Annotated in this window: 15 protein-coding genes; 5 read left to right on the plus strand and 10 right to left on the minus strand. The window is 62.8% G+C overall.

Annotated elements, in window-relative coordinates:
- Window positions 1–56: 56 nt before the first annotated feature.
- Both PQR53_RS24745 and PQR53_RS24750 read left to right on the plus strand, forming a co-directional pair.
- Window positions 57–218, plus strand: coding sequence for a hypothetical protein (locus PQR53_RS24745; protein ID WP_408459730.1), 162 nt, complete (start codon window positions 57–59; stop codon window positions 216–218).
- 152 nt (window positions 219–370) lie between these two features.
- On the plus strand, window positions 371–859 hold the full coding sequence (locus PQR53_RS24750; protein ID WP_408459733.1) for a Dps family protein: 489 nt from the start codon (window positions 371–373) through the stop codon (window positions 857–859).
- A gap of 174 nt (window positions 860–1,033) precedes the next feature.
- On the opposite strand, the gene PQR53_RS24755 is transcribed toward PQR53_RS24750, so the two are convergent.
- Both PQR53_RS24755 and PQR53_RS24760 read right to left on the minus strand, forming a co-directional pair.
- Complete coding sequence (locus tag PQR53_RS24755) at window positions 1,034–2,746, minus strand: two-partner secretion domain-containing protein (RefSeq protein ID WP_408459736.1); 1,713 nt, start codon at window positions 2,744–2,746, stop codon at window positions 1,034–1,036.
- A 15-nt stretch (window positions 2,747–2,761) separates the two neighbouring features.
- Window positions 2,762–4,555 carry a ShlB/FhaC/HecB family hemolysin secretion/activation protein gene (locus tag PQR53_RS24760; RefSeq protein WP_408459739.1) on the minus strand — a complete coding sequence of 598 codons (1,794 nt, stop codon included), beginning with the start codon at window positions 4,553–4,555 and terminating at the stop codon, window positions 2,762–2,764.
- A gap of 331 nt (window positions 4,556–4,886) precedes the next feature.
- Here PQR53_RS24760 and ubiA point away from each other — a divergent pair, with 331 nt between their 5' ends.
- Window positions 4,887–5,750 (plus strand): 4-hydroxybenzoate octaprenyltransferase, encoded by an 864-nt coding sequence (gene ubiA / locus PQR53_RS24765; RefSeq protein WP_408459742.1) that lies wholly within the window; start codon window positions 4,887–4,889, stop codon window positions 5,748–5,750.
- A 206-nt stretch (window positions 5,751–5,956) separates the two neighbouring features.
- Here ubiA and proC read toward each other — a convergent pair whose 3' ends face one another.
- The 6 genes from proC to PQR53_RS24795 form a co-directional block, all read right to left on the minus strand.
- Complete coding sequence (proC, locus tag PQR53_RS24770) at window positions 5,957–6,772, minus strand: pyrroline-5-carboxylate reductase (RefSeq protein WP_408459745.1); 816 nt, start codon at window positions 6,770–6,772, stop codon at window positions 5,957–5,959.
- Between the two features lie 61 nt (window positions 6,773–6,833).
- Complete coding sequence (locus tag PQR53_RS24775) at window positions 6,834–7,532, minus strand: YggS family pyridoxal phosphate-dependent enzyme (RefSeq protein ID WP_408459748.1); 699 nt, start codon at window positions 7,530–7,532, stop codon at window positions 6,834–6,836.
- Between the two features lie 148 nt (window positions 7,533–7,680).
- The gene (glcF, locus tag PQR53_RS24780) at window positions 7,681–8,907 is read right to left on the minus strand and encodes a glycolate oxidase subunit GlcF (RefSeq protein WP_408459751.1); all 1,227 of its coding nucleotides are present in this window, start codon (window positions 8,905–8,907) and stop codon (window positions 7,681–7,683) included.
- Window positions 8,908–8,915: 8 nt separating this feature from the next.
- Complete coding sequence (gene glcE, locus PQR53_RS24785; protein WP_408459754.1) at window positions 8,916–10,004, minus strand: glycolate oxidase subunit GlcE; 1,089 nt, start codon at window positions 10,002–10,004, stop codon at window positions 8,916–8,918.
- Window positions 10,005–10,281: 277 nt separating this feature from the next.
- Window positions 10,282–11,775: an FAD-linked oxidase C-terminal domain-containing protein gene (locus PQR53_RS24790; RefSeq protein WP_408459757.1), complete on the minus strand. Its 1,494-nt coding sequence runs from the start codon at window positions 11,773–11,775 to the stop codon at window positions 10,282–10,284.
- Window positions 11,776–11,914: 139 nt separating this feature from the next.
- Window positions 11,915–13,330 carry an FAD-linked oxidase C-terminal domain-containing protein gene (locus tag PQR53_RS24795; protein WP_408459760.1) on the minus strand — a complete coding sequence of 472 codons (1,416 nt, stop codon included), beginning with the start codon at window positions 13,328–13,330 and terminating at the stop codon, window positions 11,915–11,917.
- A 284-nt stretch (window positions 13,331–13,614) separates the two neighbouring features.
- On the opposite strand from PQR53_RS24795, the gene PQR53_RS24800 reads away from it, so the two are divergent.
- The gene (locus PQR53_RS24800; protein WP_408459763.1) at window positions 13,615–14,169 is read left to right on the plus strand and encodes a cob(I)yrinic acid a,c-diamide adenosyltransferase; all 555 of its coding nucleotides are present in this window, start codon (window positions 13,615–13,617) and stop codon (window positions 14,167–14,169) included.
- Between the two features lie 98 nt (window positions 14,170–14,267).
- Window positions 14,268–15,473 carry an NO-inducible flavohemoprotein gene (hmpA, locus tag PQR53_RS24805; RefSeq protein ID WP_408459766.1) on the plus strand — a complete coding sequence of 402 codons (1,206 nt, stop codon included), beginning with the start codon at window positions 14,268–14,270 and terminating at the stop codon, window positions 15,471–15,473.
- A gap of 51 nt (window positions 15,474–15,524) precedes the next feature.
- Here hmpA and PQR53_RS24810 read toward each other — a convergent pair whose 3' ends face one another.
- The gene (locus tag PQR53_RS24810; protein WP_408459769.1) at window positions 15,525–15,857 is read right to left on the minus strand and encodes a helix-turn-helix domain-containing protein; all 333 of its coding nucleotides are present in this window, start codon (window positions 15,855–15,857) and stop codon (window positions 15,525–15,527) included.
- A 3-nt stretch (window positions 15,858–15,860) separates the two neighbouring features.
- Window positions 15,861–16,199, minus strand: coding sequence for a type II toxin-antitoxin system RelE/ParE family toxin (locus PQR53_RS24815; protein ID WP_408459771.1), 339 nt, complete (start codon window positions 16,197–16,199; stop codon window positions 15,861–15,863).
- Window positions 16,200–16,266 lie beyond the last annotated feature (67 nt).

Below are 16,266 nucleotides of genomic sequence, written 5' to 3' on the forward strand. Positions count from 1 at the left end.
AGGGCGGGGCGCATCAGTGTCCCGCCGGAAATGATACGAATCGAGGAAGCACGATCATGATCCAGATGATGAAGTCCACCATTGGCGGCTCGCTTGCCGCACGCGGCGCGCGACAGCAGCAAGCATGGATGTTGCGCAAGGCAGCGGGATTCGTGGTCGTCTCGAGCGGGTTCGTGGTGATCGTTGCGCAAGCCCTGCAACACGCGCTCGGCGCGTGATCGAGCCGGGCTCCCGAGTGCGGCAGGCGGTCACGCGTCACACGAACGCAGCGGCGTTCTAGGCTAAACTGTCGAGCGTTCGATATGCCGGGTTTGCTACCGCACATCGTCACTCTGCCGACCGGTTCGTATCACTCTTCAAAGGGTTCATCATGGCCAAGAAAGAAGCCGTACAGCACGTCAATATCGGTATCAGCGACAAGGATCGCAAGAAGATTGCAGAAGGTCTGTCGCGACTACTCGCCGACACCTACACGCTGTACCTGAAGACTCACAACTTCCACTGGAACGTGACGGGTCCGATGTTCAACACACTGCATTTGATGTTCGAGACACAGTACAACGAGCTGGCACTCGCGGTCGATTCGATCGCCGAACGTATCCGCGCGCTGGGCGTGCATGCGCCGGGCAGCTACAGGGATTTCGCGAAGCTGTCGTCGATTCCGGAAGCGGACGGTGTGCCGGCTGCGGAAGAAATGATTCGCCAGCTGGTGGAAGGTCAGGAAGCCGTGGTGCGTACCGCACGCGCGATTTTCCCGTCGACGGAAGCCGCCAATGACGAGCCGACCGCCGACCTGCTGACGCAACGCATGCAAACGCACGAAAAGACCGCGTGGATGCTGCGCTCGATGCTGGCGTAATGCCGGATCGATGCGGGCTCGATGTCCGCATAGGCTCGCCCAAGCGTATTCCCGCTCAGGCATGAAGCAAAAGGCCCCGGTTTTTCCGGGGCCTTTTGCTTATCTATGCGCCACGCCTTCTTGTGAGCGGCATGGCGCACATCGGGCTGGCTAAGGCCCGGGTATCACCGCGCCTCAGTACGAATAGCTCACGTTCATCAGTTGAGCCATCGTCTTTTGTTGCAACGCGTAGTTGACCAACTGGTCGGCATTGCCTTGCGCCTTCGCCTGGGCTTGTTGCTGCGCTTCGTATTCGGCGCCTGCCGCGGCATTCGCCTTCACGCGCGCCTCGAGCTCGGCTTGCGCCTGGGCTTCGGCTTGCGCGCGGGCTTCATCGTGTGCCTTTGCCTCCGCCTGTGCGCTTGCGTACTGCGCCGCGATCCGGTCGTCCAGGTCTTTCTGGCGCAGCGCTTCGGCTGCGACCTGGTCGGCGGCGCGGGCGTTCGCCTCGGCTTGTTGCTGCGCTTCGTATTCGGCACGTGCCGCGGCATCCGCCTTCATGCGCGCCTCGACGTCGGCGCGTACCTGGGCTTCGGCCTGTGCACGGGCTTCATCGCGTGCCTTTGCGTCCTCCTGTGCGCGTGCTTCCTGCGCCGCGTTCCAGTCGTCCAGGTATTTCTGGCGCTCCGCGTCGGTTACGGCCTGTTCAGCCAGGTCCTTCTGGTGCTGCGCGTCGGCTGCGGCCTGGTCGGCGGCGCGTTGAGCGTCGTTTTGTTGCTGGACCCGGAAGTTGGCCAGATCCTGCTGGATGTGTGCGACTTCCGCGATCTTGTCCGCGTCGCTCAAGTCGTTCATCTTGTCGAAGCCGTATTGCGCGACCATTGCCGCAGTTCTGTCCCGGGCGCTCTGGCGGTCCATCTCGAACACCTGCTCTTCGGTTTTGCCGCGGTATGCTTCGGGCCGCTGATCTTCCGGCACATTCGCCCAATCTATTGCGCTGACGCGGGTGCCGAGCGCGCCGCCGGTCATCGAGTCCTTGCCGTAGCTGATATCGCCACCGAACAATTCAATCGCGAGACCGCCCTTGCCGGCCGCGATCACGCCCGCGTTGTTCACGCCGAGGCCATGTTCCGAACCTTCCAGCAGGATCTTGTTTGCATACATGCCGCCCAGTTCGGACACGTCGAGCGCTACAGCCGGCGCATTGTCGATGTCGCGCGTCAGCTTGCCCTTGAAGTTGCCATGCTCGTCGCCTTCGAAGGTGGTGCCTGTCTGCGAGTTGACCGTCCAGCCCTTGACGATGCCGTTGATCTTCGTCGCACGTGAGAGCAGGTTCAACTGGCCGGCGCCGACGTCCATGCCGTCGCCGTTGATCTCGAGCAATGCAGGGGTGGCACGGTCGGTATCGACTTCGAGCGCAAGCGGGCTATCCGCGCGCGGCGCGAAGCGCGCAGCAGCGAGCGTCACAACGGGAGCATTGATGGTATTGCAGCCGTTGCACGAAATGCCGGCGGCATTGGCGATCAGCAGATGGGCCGGACCGCCGGCGACTTCCATCGCGCCATTCAGCTTCGACGCCTGGGCCGAGTTGATGTCGGCCACGATCACGCTGGCCGGGATGCCCTTCAGGTTGCCGTTCTGTTGCAGCTTGCCGGCCAGCTGGCTTGCACCGTCGGCGACGAGGTTATTGAAGACCACGCCGTTCTTGTCCACGTCGAACTGGCTGAAGGTGTTGCGCGACACGCCTTGTGCGTTCGCGCCGTTAATGTTGACGACCGGCGTCGCCCCGGCGTTGCTCACCTGCGTACCGCCGCTACCGACCACGCCTGCCGCTACCGCACTGTTAGTCGACATGGCCAGCAGGGACATGGCGGCGACAGCGATGGCATTGCCTTGAAACAGTTTCATTGATGAACCTCAGTTTTAAAAAGAAGTAGTCAAACGGATGTTGACTACGAGGGGGTCGGCCTTCAGTTGCGCCGGAGAGCGCAACGGAGTGCCGACGGAAATCGATCCAGCGATATTCTTGAAAGCGGTCGAGGCGGCGAGCGCCGCGCCGATCACATTGCCGCCTGACGCCGGTTCGCCTGCAACGGGGATGACGCGCCCCGCGTCGATCGCGGCGGTGAGCGTGACGCGGCCCGCCCACGAAGGCGCCGCCACTTTCCAGATAAGTTCGTTGCGCCAATAGGCGCCGCTGTTGCCATACAGATAGCGGTCGCGAAAGCCGCGTACGGATGAATCGCTTCCGACGGTGATGCGCTCACTGCCGTACAGCGTGTCGGGCGTCCATTGCCCATATGCGGACGACAGATAGGCCACGCGCTGCGTGAGCGCCTTATAAAAGCTCGCGCTGAGTGCTGCCTTGCGAAAGTGCGTGTTCGGGCCGGCGCTCGCGCGCATGTCCGTGCTGCCTGGCGCGAGTCCTTGTGTGATGCTCGGGCTCAACGTGAGGTAGCTGTCGCCGGCCACCCGCGTCGCGAAGTTCACGCCGATCTGCGCGGCGCTCTGCCGCTCGCCGCTGTTCTGGAGTTCGAAGTCGTCGAGGTAGACGTGACCGGTGTAATGCGTCAGCGATGCGAACACATCCGTTTTGCTGCGTGCGTTGCGCTCGACGGTGCGCGATGCGGTGAGCCGATGCTGGATGCTGCGGCCGTGATAACGCAGATCGACGCCATAGATGTTCAGCGGGATCGCGTAGTTGCCGCCCGCCGCGGCGTAGCTGAACGTCCAGTACCCAACCGGCAATGCCGCCGAGAAGCCATAGTTGCGGCGAAAGCGGTCGCTATGCACCGGCACCGTGGCGTCGCCGGAAAACATGATCTGTTCGCCGAGACCGAGCGCATTGTTTAGCGTCAGTGCGGCGCCGGCTTCGTCGCGACCGGTGTTTTCCGTGCCGTTGTTGTCGGCGCTCAGATTGAGCGCGACACTCGGCGCGGCGCTGCCCGTGAGTACCACGTCCGAATAGCCTTCAGCCGGCGCGGGCCGGATTGCGACCCGCACGCCCCCGGGTACGACTCGCTCGATCTGGTCGACGCCCTGCTCGATATCGCGCAGATTCAGGGGCTCGCCGGGTGTACCGGGGAATGCCATCCGTGCGGCGCGGTCGCCCGAGTTGTCACTCCCGGAGAAATAGACACGGCTCAGTTTGCCTTCAACCGCCTCGACGATCAGCACGCCGTCCGCGAGGTCCTGACGCGGCAGCCAGGCGTGGCTGGTGACGTAGCCGTGCGCGACGTACCAGTCGTTGACTTCGTCGAGGAGGCGGTCGAGATCGGCCTGGCGCAGGCAGTGATCCGGATAGTCCGCGCGAAGCCGGTGCTTGAGCCGTTCAGGTAGCGTATCCGTGCCGCGAAAGTCGATGGCTTTGACTTCGACGCAACGCTGTTCGGCGATTGCCATGCCGGTTGCAGACGATTCCGCGCGGCGCGGTGGCGGCACGATGGCAGAGCGCCGCGTGCTCAGGTCTTCGCGCTGTGTGCGGGCCTCGTCGAGCATGCGTTGCTGTTGCTGATCGTGCAGTGTGCGGTCTACCGGATTAGCGACGACTGGTTCGAAAGCCAGCGCAGGCGTTGCGACAGTGGCGAGAAATGCGCCGGCATACACTAGCGATGGCAGCGCCGGCGTTGCCGCCGGGCGTGCGTTGCCGTGCGTCAATGTGCCGCGTGCATGGTGGGTTTGATACTTAGCGTGTTCGTGGAGCGTGTTGGCAGTCATATTCGTCGCGGGAGGCACATATCCCTTCGTGTTTATTTACAAAATGCCTTCGTGAAGGGTGCAGCCGGGACGTGAATGTAAGCTATTAAAAATTAATTTGAATAGGAATACTCCTAAATTCTTGGGCCGCTGACGAGACTCTTGGACAGGCCTTGCGCCTGATTCCGAATTGCAACCATTCAGCAAAGAAAATGGCAGATCCGCGGCGTAGGGGCATCCGCTCAGCCGCCCCACTAGTGTCTGGCGGCCGTTGCCGTCCCGGCGCCTCGGCGACCTCTGTCGCGCATACCTTAAAATAGCGATAACGCTCGCCATCCATCCGAATCCGCCCATGTTCGCCCGACTTCCTCTGTATCTACGCCTCGTCCGCATGGACAAGCCGATCGGCAGCCTGCTGCTGCTGTGGCCGACGCTCAACGCGCTGTGGATTGCGTCCGACGGCCATCCTTCGTGGCCGCTGCTGGTGATCTTCACGGTGGGTACGGTGCTGATGCGCTCGGCGGGCTGCGCGATCAACGACTACGCGGATCGCGACTTCGATCGCTACGTGAAGCGCACGGAAAACCGTCCGATCACGTCGGGCAAGATCAAGGCATGGGAAGCGGTGGCGCTGGCGACCGGTTTGTCGCTGCTGGCGTTTCTGCTGATCCTGCCGCTGAATACGCTGACCAAGGAGCTATCGGTGGCGGCGCTGTTCGTCGCTGGTTCGTATCCGTTCACGAAGCGTTTCTTTGCGATTCCGCAGGCGTACCTCGGCATTGCGTTCGGCTTCGGCATTCCGATGGCGTTTGCCGCGATTCAGGATCACGTGCCGATGCTCGCCTGGGTCATGCTGCTGGCCAATGTGTTCTGGTCGGTTGCGTACGACACGGAATACGCGATGGTCGATCGCGACGACGACATCAAGATCGGCATCCGTACCTCGGCGCTGACCTTCGGCCGCTTCGACGTGGCGGCGATCATGCTTTGCTATGCAGTGACGCTGGGGATTTACGTCGGCATCGGCGTGATGCTCGGCTTTGGCGTGTTGTATTGGCTTGGATGGGTGGCGGCAGTGGGCTGCGCGATCTATCACTACACGCTGATCCGCAATCGCGAGCGGATGGCTTGCTTCGCGGCGTTCCGTCATAACAACTGGCTTGGCGGCGCGTTGTTTGTCGGCATTGCGGCGCATTACGCGGCGGCTTCGTTTTAATTCTGCAGGGCTTCTTCGTGGCTCGCGCCACAGAAGCTGGCTGGTTTTAGTTCTTCCGTGCTTCTTCGTACCGCGGCCATATAAAGCGCTTCGGTTTGAACTGCGCCGCGCTGTCTCTCTTGGGCCGCGGACGCCGCCCCCGTTCGATCCGAGGCGCAGCGTCGTTCTACGTACATCTCTTCCAGGAGGCTAATCGCTAACCGCGCTTACAGCTTGCCGAACTCGTCGCCCATTTCTCTCGCGCGCGCGTCGGCGGCGAGGGCGCCGCGCACGATCGCGTCCTTGATCCCGCTTGCCTCGAACGACGCCAGCGCGGCTGCCGTGGTGCCGCCCTTCGACGTCACACGTTCGCGCAACAGGCTCGGCGGTTCATCCGAATTCGCGGCCAATTGTGCCGCGCCGGTGAAGGTCGCGACCGCCAGCGCGCGGCCCTGCGCTTCATCCATGCCGAGTTGGCGCGCGGCTTCCTGCAACGCCTCGATGAAATAAAACACGTAAGCGGGGCCGCTGCCCGAGATCGCGGTGACGGCGTCGATCTTCGCTTCGTCGTCGAACCAGACGGTTTCGCCGACTGCGCCCAACACCTGAGACGCGAGCGCGCGGCCGGTTTCGTCAACGCTGCGGGTCGCGACGAGGCCCGTTACGCCCATGCCGATCAGCGCCGGCGTATTTGGCATCACGCGCACGATGCGAGCATGGCCGTTCAGCCAGCGCGACATGTCATCCATGCGAATGCCCGCGACGATGCTGATCGCCAGCTGCGAGGCCTGCAGATGCGGCGCCAGCGTTTCGGCGACGCTCTTCAGGATCTGTGGCTTCACCGCCAGCACGACGGCGTCGTACGACGCGAGCGCGGCGTCCGCGGCGGCGCCGGTCTTGATGCCGAATTGCTGCTCATTGCGCTTGCGCGCGTCTTCGTTGGGGTCGATTGCGTACAGGTCAGCAGGCGCGACGCCGCGTTTGATGAGGCCGCCGATCAACGCCGCGGCCATATTGCCACCGCCGATAAAAGCAATTTTCATGATGTTCCGAAAGAGGGTCCGAAAGGGGGGCGTGAGGCGCCAGGAAGGAAAGCCTGAACAGTCAGTTAGAGTAATCTCGCGCGCCGAAGATCGCGGTGCCGACGCGTACGATCGTCGCGCCTTCCAGCACGGCGGCTTCGAGGTCGCTCGACATGCCCATCGAGAGCGTATCGAGTTCGAGGCCGTCATTGCGCAAACGCTCGAACAGTTCACGCAGATGCCGATGCGGCACGCGCTGCTTTTCGATGCCGCCGGCCGGTTCTGGAATCGCCATCAGGCCGCGCAGATTCAGCCTCGGCAGCGCGGCGATTTCCTGCGCGACCTCCACGGCCTCGGGAATGCTCACGCCGCTTTTCGACGCTTCGCCGCTAATGTTGACCTGCAGGCAAACGTTCAATGGCGGCAGATTGTCCGGGCGCTGCTCCGACAGCCGTTGCGCGATCTTGAGGCGGTCGACCGAATGCACCCAGTCGAAGCTCTCGGCGACCGGCCGTGTCTTGTTCGATTGCAATGGTCCGATGAAATGCCATTCGAGCGCTGTCCGCAGATCGGCCAGCGCTTCGATTTTGGTGATGGCTTCCTGCACGTAGTTCTCACCGAACGCGCGTTGACCGGCAGCATGAGCGGCGCGCACGTCTTCGGCGGGAAATGTCTTCGAGACCGCGAGCAGGGTGATCGCGCGCGGGTCGCGTCCGGCCACCTGCGCGGCGAGGGCGATGCGCTGCTGCACCGCTTCGAGGTTATGAATCAGATCGGGCATGGAACGGAACCGGAAGTCCAGCGAAAGACGATGGTGGAATTATACGGACGCGCCGCTTCGTGCCGCTTCATGTGTCCACCGCACGGCGAAGCTGCTTGCGGCGAGGTACCGCAAGTCACATGCCGCGCTTGCGCCGAAATCGATCGCTTCAATTGGACAGCATGTGCTCGACAAGTTCGATCCAGTGCGCGACCGGTGTAGACGTGCCGCTTTGCAAATGCGCTATGCAACCGACGTTCGCCGACACGATCACCTGAGGCTCCTGCGCCTTCAGCCGCTCGAGTTTCTGATCGCGCAGCGCGTATGAGAGTTTGGGTTGCGTCAGCGAATAAGTGCCGGCCGAGCCGCAGCAGAGATGATTGTCGGCCGGCAGACGCACTTCCACGCCGAGCGCCGCCAGCAGATGTTCGACCTTGCCGCGCACCTGCTGACCGTGCTGCAACGTGCACGGTGGATGGAACGCCACCGTATGGATCGCGCGGCGGCGCGTCGCGGCGACGAGCGCCTCTTCGAACTCCGGCAGGATCTCCGCGACATCGCGCGTCAACTCGGTCACGCGACGAGCCTTCTCCGCATAGGCGGGATCGTTGCGCAGCAGATGCGCGTACTCCTTGACCGTCGCGCCGCAGCCGGACGCGTTCATCACGATCGCTTCCACACCTTTATCGATATAGGGCCACCACGCGTCGATGTTGGCGCGCAGGTCGTCGAGTGCTTCGTCGTTGTAGCCCAGATGCAGACGGATTGCTCCGCAACAGCCTGCTTCGGGCGCGATCAACGTTTCCACCCCGAGCGCGTTGAGCACCCGCGCCGTCGCGACGTTGACGTTCGGCATCATCGACGGTTGCACGCAACCAGCGAGCATCAGCATCTTGCGTGGATGTTTCGCGGTTGGCCATTCGAGCGGCCGCTGCCGCGCGGGTACCTTGTCGCGCAGTTTCTTGGGCAGAAGCGGGCGGACGTGCTGACCGATGCGCATGGCCGGCGTGAACAGCGCGCTGTTCGGCAGGAAGCTCGCGAGCAGCCGGCGCAGCATCCGCTGACCGAGCGGACGCGTGACCTGTTCCTCGGTGATCTTGCGGCCGATCTCGACCAGCCTGCCGTATTGCACGCCGGACGGGCAGGTCGTTTCGCAACTGCGGCAGGTGAGGCAGCGGTCCAGATGCAGCTGCGTGCTACGCGTGACGGCGGCGCCTTCCACCATCTGCTTGATCAGATAAATGCGACCGCGCGGACCATCGAGTTCGTCGCCCAGTATCTGATAAGTCGGGCAGGTGGCCGTGCAAAAACCGCAGTGCACGCAATTGCGCAGAATGGCGTCGGCTTCGTCGCCTTCTGGCGTGTTGCGAATGAAGTCCGCGAGGTTGGTTTGCATCGCGTCGCTCAGAAGTCGGGGTAGAGGCGGCCGCGATTGAAGATGCGGGCCGGGTCGAAGGCGGTTTTCAGGCCGCGATGGATTTTCATCAGCGGTGCGGGCAGCGGCGTGAAGACGCCGGCGCTGCGGTCGTAGCCGAGGCCGGTGCGAAAGATGGTGGCGTGGCCGCCGGCCTGTTTGGCGCTGATACGCACGGTTTGCGCGTCGGTGTCGGTGATCCACCAGCGTTGGCCGCCGCCCCATTCCATCAGTTGCGCGCCGGGCAATTGCAGCGGCTCGGTGATCGACGGCAGCGCGAGGCGCCAGAGCGCGGCCCTTGGCGGGATGCCGGCAAAGAACGAGTCGGTCTGTTCGCGCAGGCCGGCCCAGAAGCGCTCCGCCTCCACGGCATCGACGACTTCGCCGCCGAGCGCTGTGCGCGCCGCTTTGACCGCGGCTTCCGCGCCGGCCATCCGCACGGCCAGCGTGCCGTGACGCCACGCGCTCGCGGTGATCGGCAGCGGCCGGCCGCCCCATTCGTTGAGCTTGCGGACCGCATCGGTGCCATTCATGTCGAATTTGAGCGTGGCTTCGGCCTGCGGCAGCGGCAGCACTTTGACCGACAGTTCGAGGATTAGCCCAAGGGTGCCGAGTGAACCGGCCATCAAACGGGAGACGTCGTAACCGGCGACGTTCTTCACCACCTGACCGCCGAAATGCAGTTTCTGGCCCTGGCCATTCATGATGACGGCGCCCAGCACGAAGTCGCGCGCCGCGCCGGCGGCCGGGCGGCGCGGACCGGCGATGCCCGCCGCGATGCAGCCGCCGAAGGTAGCCTGCGGCCCGAAGTGGGGTGGCTCGAAGGCGAGCATCTGGTGGTGTTCGGCGAGGGCGGCCTCGATCTCCAGCAGCGGTGTGCCCGCGCGCGCCGTGATCACCAGTTCGGCTGGATCGTAGGCGATGATGCCGCGATAAGCGCGCGTGTCGAGGATGTCACCGTCCAGCGTCTGACCGTACCAGTCTTTGGTGCCGCCGCCACGGATGCGCAATATGCGCCCTTCGGCGCTGGCCGAACGCACGCGTTCGGACCAAACGGCGACGATGTCGTCCTCTTCCATGGTGTCCTGCTTCGTTGTGTTTCGATCGATTGTACCGGGCGGGGGCGCGCTGGCAACCCGGAGCGGACCCGCATCGGGTATTCAGGGTGGAAGCCGGGAAACTGCGTCGGCGCGGGCTATGCGCGACGCGTTGGAGGGGTGGGTCATCCGGAGAAGAAGAGTGCGGGCGGCGCGGAGCGTGGGATGGTGGAGAGAACGGAATTGCCAAGGGGCCGTAGGCGCGGCGCGCGCCTACGGCCGCGGTGTCGAACCCATAATCGGGGCGCCCGCGGGCGCCTTAAAACCGCGGCAGGTCCGGATGCGGCAGCAGGCCGCCGCGCACATGCATCTTGCCGTACTCGGCGCAGCGGGCGCGGGTGGGAATGCCCTTGTCGGGATTGAGCAGACCCGGCGCGTCAAAGGCGCGTTTGACTGCATGGAACGCGTCGCGCTCTTCGGGTGAGAACTGCACACACATCGAATTGATCTTCTCGATGCCCACGCCGTGCTCGCCGGTCACCGTGCCGCCCAGTTCGACGCACGCTTCGAGAATGTCGCAACCGAACGCCTCAGCGCGATGCCACTCGTCCACATCGTTGCCGTTGAACAGAATCAGCGGATGCATGTTGCCGTCGCCGGCGTGGAACACGTTGATGCAACGCAGCCCGTATTTCTTCTCCATCACTTCGATGCGCGCCAGCAGCGGTCCGATACTGCGGCGCGGCACAGTGCCGTCCATGCAGTAATAGTCGGGGGAAATGCGGCCGGCGGCCGGAAATGCGTTCTTGCGCCCGGACCAGAAGCGCAGCCGTTCATTTTCCGAGCGCGAAATCTGGATGCGGGTTGCGCCCTGTTCGCGCAGCACGGCGGTCATGCGCACGATTTCGTCGGCGACTTCTTCAGTCGTGCCGTCCGATTCGCACAGCAGGATCGCCGCCGCGTCGAGGTCGTAGCCCGCATTGACGAACTCCTCGACGGCGCGCGTGGCCGGTTTGTCCATCATCTCCAGACCGGCCGGAATGATGCCCGCGGCAATGATGCCGGCGACCGCGTCGCCGCCTTTCACGACGTCGTCGAAACTGGCCATGATGACCTGCGCCATTTGTGGCTTCGGGATCAGCCTGACGGTGACTTCCGTGACGATCGCGAACATGCCTTCGCTGCCAATCAACACAGCGAGCAGATCGAGCCCCGGTGCGTCGGGCGCGAGCGAACCGAATTCGACGATTTCGCCTTCCATGGTCACGGCGCGCACACGCAGCACGTTGTGGACGGTAAGGCCATATTTGAGGCAGTGCACGCCGCCCGAATTTTCGGAGACATTGCCGCCGATCGTGCAAGCGATCTGCGACGAGGGATCGGGTGCGTAGTAAAGACCGTACGGCGCGGCGGCTTCGGAAATCGACAGATTGCGCACGCCCGGTTGCACAGTCGCGGTACGTGCATACGAGTCGACTTCGACGATCTTGCGAAAGCGCGCGAGCGACACCACCACGCCGTGACGAATCGGCATCGCCCCGCCGGACAAACCGGTGCCCGCGCCGCGTGGCACGATCGGCACGTCGAGCCGGTGACAGATCTGCACGATGCGCTGCACCTGCGATTCCGTTTCCGGTAGAGCGACCGCGAGCGGCAGACGCCGGTAGGCGGCGAGGCCGTCGCATTCGTAGGCGACGGTGTCTTCTTCTCGATACAGCAGACAATGGGTCGGCAGCACGGCCATCAGCGCCTGCACGACTTCGCGCTGGCGCTGGGCGAGAACTTCGGCCGTCAGTTCGACGGGTGCGTTCATATGACTTGTCTCCTCGTGTCTTTCACGCTGCGTGCCCAGTCGAGCCTGGTTGTGCGGCAGCAGGCGTTGCCGTTGCCCGCTGTCCGCGGTTCATTGCCCGCCGCCCGCTGTTGTAACTGCGCTGAGCTTCGATGACGTCTTATGCCGCCCAGGAAAAGATCTTGCCCGGGTTCATCAGATTGCGCGGATCGAGCGCGTGTTTGATGGAGCGCATCGTATCGACGGCGACTTCGCCGTGTTCCTCGAGCAGGAAGTTCATCTTATGCAGACCGACGCCGTGCTCGCCTGTACAGGTGCCGTCCATACGCAGCGCGCGTTGCACGATGCGATGGTTCAGGCGCTCGGCTTCGGCGAGCTCTTCCGGCTTGTTCGGATCGATCAGGATCGCGACGTGAAAGTTGCCGTCGCCGACATGGCCGACGATCGGGCAGGGCAGCGGCGACGCGTTCAGATCCTGCTCCGTTTCAACCACGCATTCGGCGAGGCGCGAGATCGGCACGCAGACATCGGTTGTGACGGCCCGGCAGCCAGGCTTCAGTTGCAGCATCGCGAAATAGGCATTGTGGCGTGCGTTCCACAGGCGGCTGCGGTCTTCCGGGCGGGTCGCCCATTCGAAGCCTTCGCCGGCATTCTGCGCAGCGAGTTCCTGCACCAGTTCGGCTTGCTCTTTGACACCGGCCTCGGTGCCGTGGAATTCGAAAAAGAGCGTGGGCGCCTCACGCAACGTCAGATTCGAGTGCCGATTGATCGAGCGGATCGCGAGTGAGTCGACAAATTCGACACGCGCGATCGGCACGCCCATCTGGATCGTTTCGATGACCGCGCGCACCGCATCGCCCATTGACGGGAACGTGCACACCGCAGCCGAGACCGCTTCGGGCTGCGGATACAGACGCACGGTGATCTCGGTAATTACACCGAGCGTGCCCTCCGAGCCGACGAACAAACGCGTGAGGTCGTAACCCGCCGCCGACTTGCGCGCCCGCGTGCCCGTTTTGATCACACGGCCATCGGCGAGAACCACCGTCAGCCCGAGGACGTTTTCGCGCATCGTGCCGTAGCGCACGGCATTGGTGCCCGAGGCGCGCGTAGCCGACATGCCGCCGATGCTTGCGTCGGCACCCGGGTCGATCGGAAAAAACAGGCCGGTGTCGCGCAGCGCCTCGTTCAACTGCTTGCGCGAGATGCCGGGTTCGACCGTGACGGTCAGGTCTTCGGAATTGATCGACAACACACGGTTCATTTCCGACAGGTCGATCGACACACCACCTTGCACCGCCAGCAGATGCCCTTCGAGCGACGAGCCATTGCCATAAGGGATGATCGGCACGTCGTACTGGCCGCATAGCTTGACGATGGTTTGCACGTCTTCCGTATTGCGTGCGAATACGACGGCGTCGGGAAGTTGGGGGTCGAACGGCGATTCGTCGCGGCCGTGATGGGCACGCACGGCTTCTGCCGTGGACACGCGTTCGCCAAAAACGGCCTTGAGCGCAGTCAGCAACTCGGCGGGAAACGGTCGGCGCAGCGGGGCCGGCGGCACGGGATGGTTCACGCATGTCTCCTGATATTGGGGCGGAACTGTTCTACAGCACGTGCTTCATTTTACGCCGATCGCCTGCGGGTCGGCGTCGAGAACCGCTGCCACTCCTATAATGGCGGCGGTCTTACGATGCGCGCAATATGGATAAACGCGGTGGCTAACGCGGTGGCTAACGCGGTTGCCAATTCGGTGGCCTATCCGGTAGCCAACTTGCGGCTCGCTTACGGATTGGCCGGATGGATTCGCCGCAGCCGCCGACGCCTCGTCACTGAATGAATGAATGGATGGGAGACATCATGGGCAACCGCTTGAGCAAGATCGCCACCCGTACGGGCGACGACGGCACTACCGGCCTTGGCGACGGCCGCCGTGTACGCAAAGACAGCGCGCGCATTGCTGCAATCGGCGATGTCGATGAACTCAATTCGAATCTCGGCGTGTTGCTGTGCGAAACGCTGCCCGTCAACGTGCGAGCGGCGCTGGTCGCGATTCAACACGACCTGTTCGATCTTGGCGGTGAGCTTTGCATCCCCGGCCATACGATGATTACCGACAAACATCTCGGCCAACTCGACGACTGGCTGACCGACTACAACGCGACCTTGCCGCCATTGAAGGAATTTATTCTGCCGGGCGGCTCGCGCGCGGCGGCCCTTGCGCATGTGTGCCGCACGGTGTGCCGACGGGCCGAACGGTCAATCGTCGCGCTGGGCGAAGACGAGGCGGTCAACAAGGCACCGCGCCAGTATGTGAACCGGCTGTCCGACTTGCTGTTCGTGCTGGCGCGCGTGCTCAATCGCGCAGATGGCGGCAGCGACGTGTTATGGCAACACGATCGTAGCGTCGGCTAATACCCCGCTTTTTTCCTTTTGATCGCTGTGACAATCTGTCTCGGGCAAAACTTCTCCTTAAAGATGTATTGTAAATGCATCTTTAAGGAGAAGTAGTTATGACCACCCTCACCGCCGACCAGATCGCCCGCGTCAAAGCCACCGTTCCCGTGCTCGCCGCACACGGCACGACCATTACCAAACGCTTCTACAAGCGCATGTTCGAGCACCATCCTGAGTTGAAAAACGTGTTCAACCAGACGCACCAGAAGAGCGGCAGCCAGCCGGAATCACTGGCCAAGGCGGTGTACGCGTATGCCGCCAATATCGACAACCTCGGCGCGCTGGGCCCGACCGTCTCGCGAATCGCCCATAAGCACGCGAGCATGAACATCCGCCCGGAACAGTATCCGATCGTAGGACGCCACTTGCTGGGCGCGATCGTTGATGTGCTCGGCGACGCCGTCGATCAGGAGACGCTTGGCGCATGGCAAGTCGCTTATGGGCAGCTTGCGGATATCTTCGTCGGTACGGAGGCGAAGCTCTACGAAGGCGCGGCCTGGAGCGGCTTCCGGCCGTTCAAGGTTGCGCGCAAGGAAGTGGAGAGCGACGAGATCACGTCGTTCTATCTGACGCCTGCCGATGGTTCGCCGGTCTGCGGCTTCGAGCCCGGCCAGTATCTGAGCGTGAAGCGTTTCGTGGATGAACTCGGCGTCGATCAGCCGCGGCAATACAGTTTGTCGGATGCGCCGAATGGTAATTGGCTGCGTATTTCGGTGAAGCGCGAGGCTGGTCGCGAAGACACGGCGCCAGGCCATGTATCGAACCTCCTGCACGACGGCGTGGACGCGGGTGCGGTGGTGCATGTCAGCGCGCCAATGGGCGATTTCACGCTGGATCGCAAGAAGACGACACCGGTGGTGCTGATGAGCGGCGGCGTTGGCGTGACGCCAATGACCTCGATGCTCTCAACGTTGCTGGCCGACCAGACTGAGCGCAGCGTGAGCTTTGTGCATGCTTGCCGCAACGGCCGCGTGCACGCGTTCCGGCAGTGGCTTAGTGATACGGTCGCGGCGCATCCCAATGTCACGCGCGCAGTGTTTTACGAGGCCATTGAAGCGTGCGATCGCGCCGGTATCGACTACGATTTCGAAGGCCGCCTGGACCTCGCGAAAATCGCCGACAAGGTGATCGTTCCCGACGCGGATTACTACATCTGCGGGCCGGTACCGTTCATGCGCGCGCAATGCGAGGCATTGGCTGCGCTCGGTGTGGATGCGGCGCGGATTCACACGGAAGTGTTCGGTTCGGGCGTGGTGCAGTGAGGCGCAGGCGCATGGCAACCCGAGCGCGAAAGCACGCAGGGCCCATGCGCATTATCCAACCGCCAGCGTGACCGGCTTGCCAATCCGGCTCATCATTTCGACCAGGGTATCGATAGTGAACTTGGTGGTTTTCTTGTTGACCACGTCTGAGACGCGCGGACGCGACACCATCAGGATCTCGGCCGCCTCGGCCTGTTTCAGATGATGCTGTTCGATCCAGCTGGACAGCTCGGTCATCAATTGTTCCTTGAGAAGCCGCGTGTCGTTGATCTGTTTTTGCGACGCCGCATGCAAACGCTTTGCCTCTTCGGCGGAAAAGCCGAGATCGAGAAACAGGTTTGCGCCGGGTTTTGTTACGTGACGGATTTTCGTGTCGATCGTCATTTGCTAAGTTTTCCTATCATTGATGATGGCGCGGTACCGCGTCTCGGCAATCTTTCTATCGTGCGGGCTTAGCTTCTGCGTTTTCTTCTGGAAGCAATGCAGCACGTAGAGTGCTTCCACGAACTTGGTGATATACATCGCACGGTAAATGCCATCAGCTTCCCTGATGCGAATCTCGCGCGTTCCAGCGCCGATTGAATCAAACGGCGTCCAGTCGTCCGGGTCCAGCCCTGCCTGAATCTTGCCAAGCTGAAACCCTGCGCGGCGACGCGGCTCTTCGGGAAAGGCGAGCAAATCGTGATAGCTGGAGCCCATCCAGCGGATTTCTTTTTCCTGCTGCATAACCGCCTTTCGTGTACAAAATCTTATACATAACACCCACCGAGGTCAAGTCATATCCGACCCGGCA

Origin of the sequence: Paraburkholderia fungorum (assembly GCF_046027605.1) — a bacterium.
GTDB classification, from domain to species: Bacteria; Pseudomonadota; Gammaproteobacteria; order Burkholderiales; family Burkholderiaceae; genus Paraburkholderia; species Paraburkholderia fungorum_F.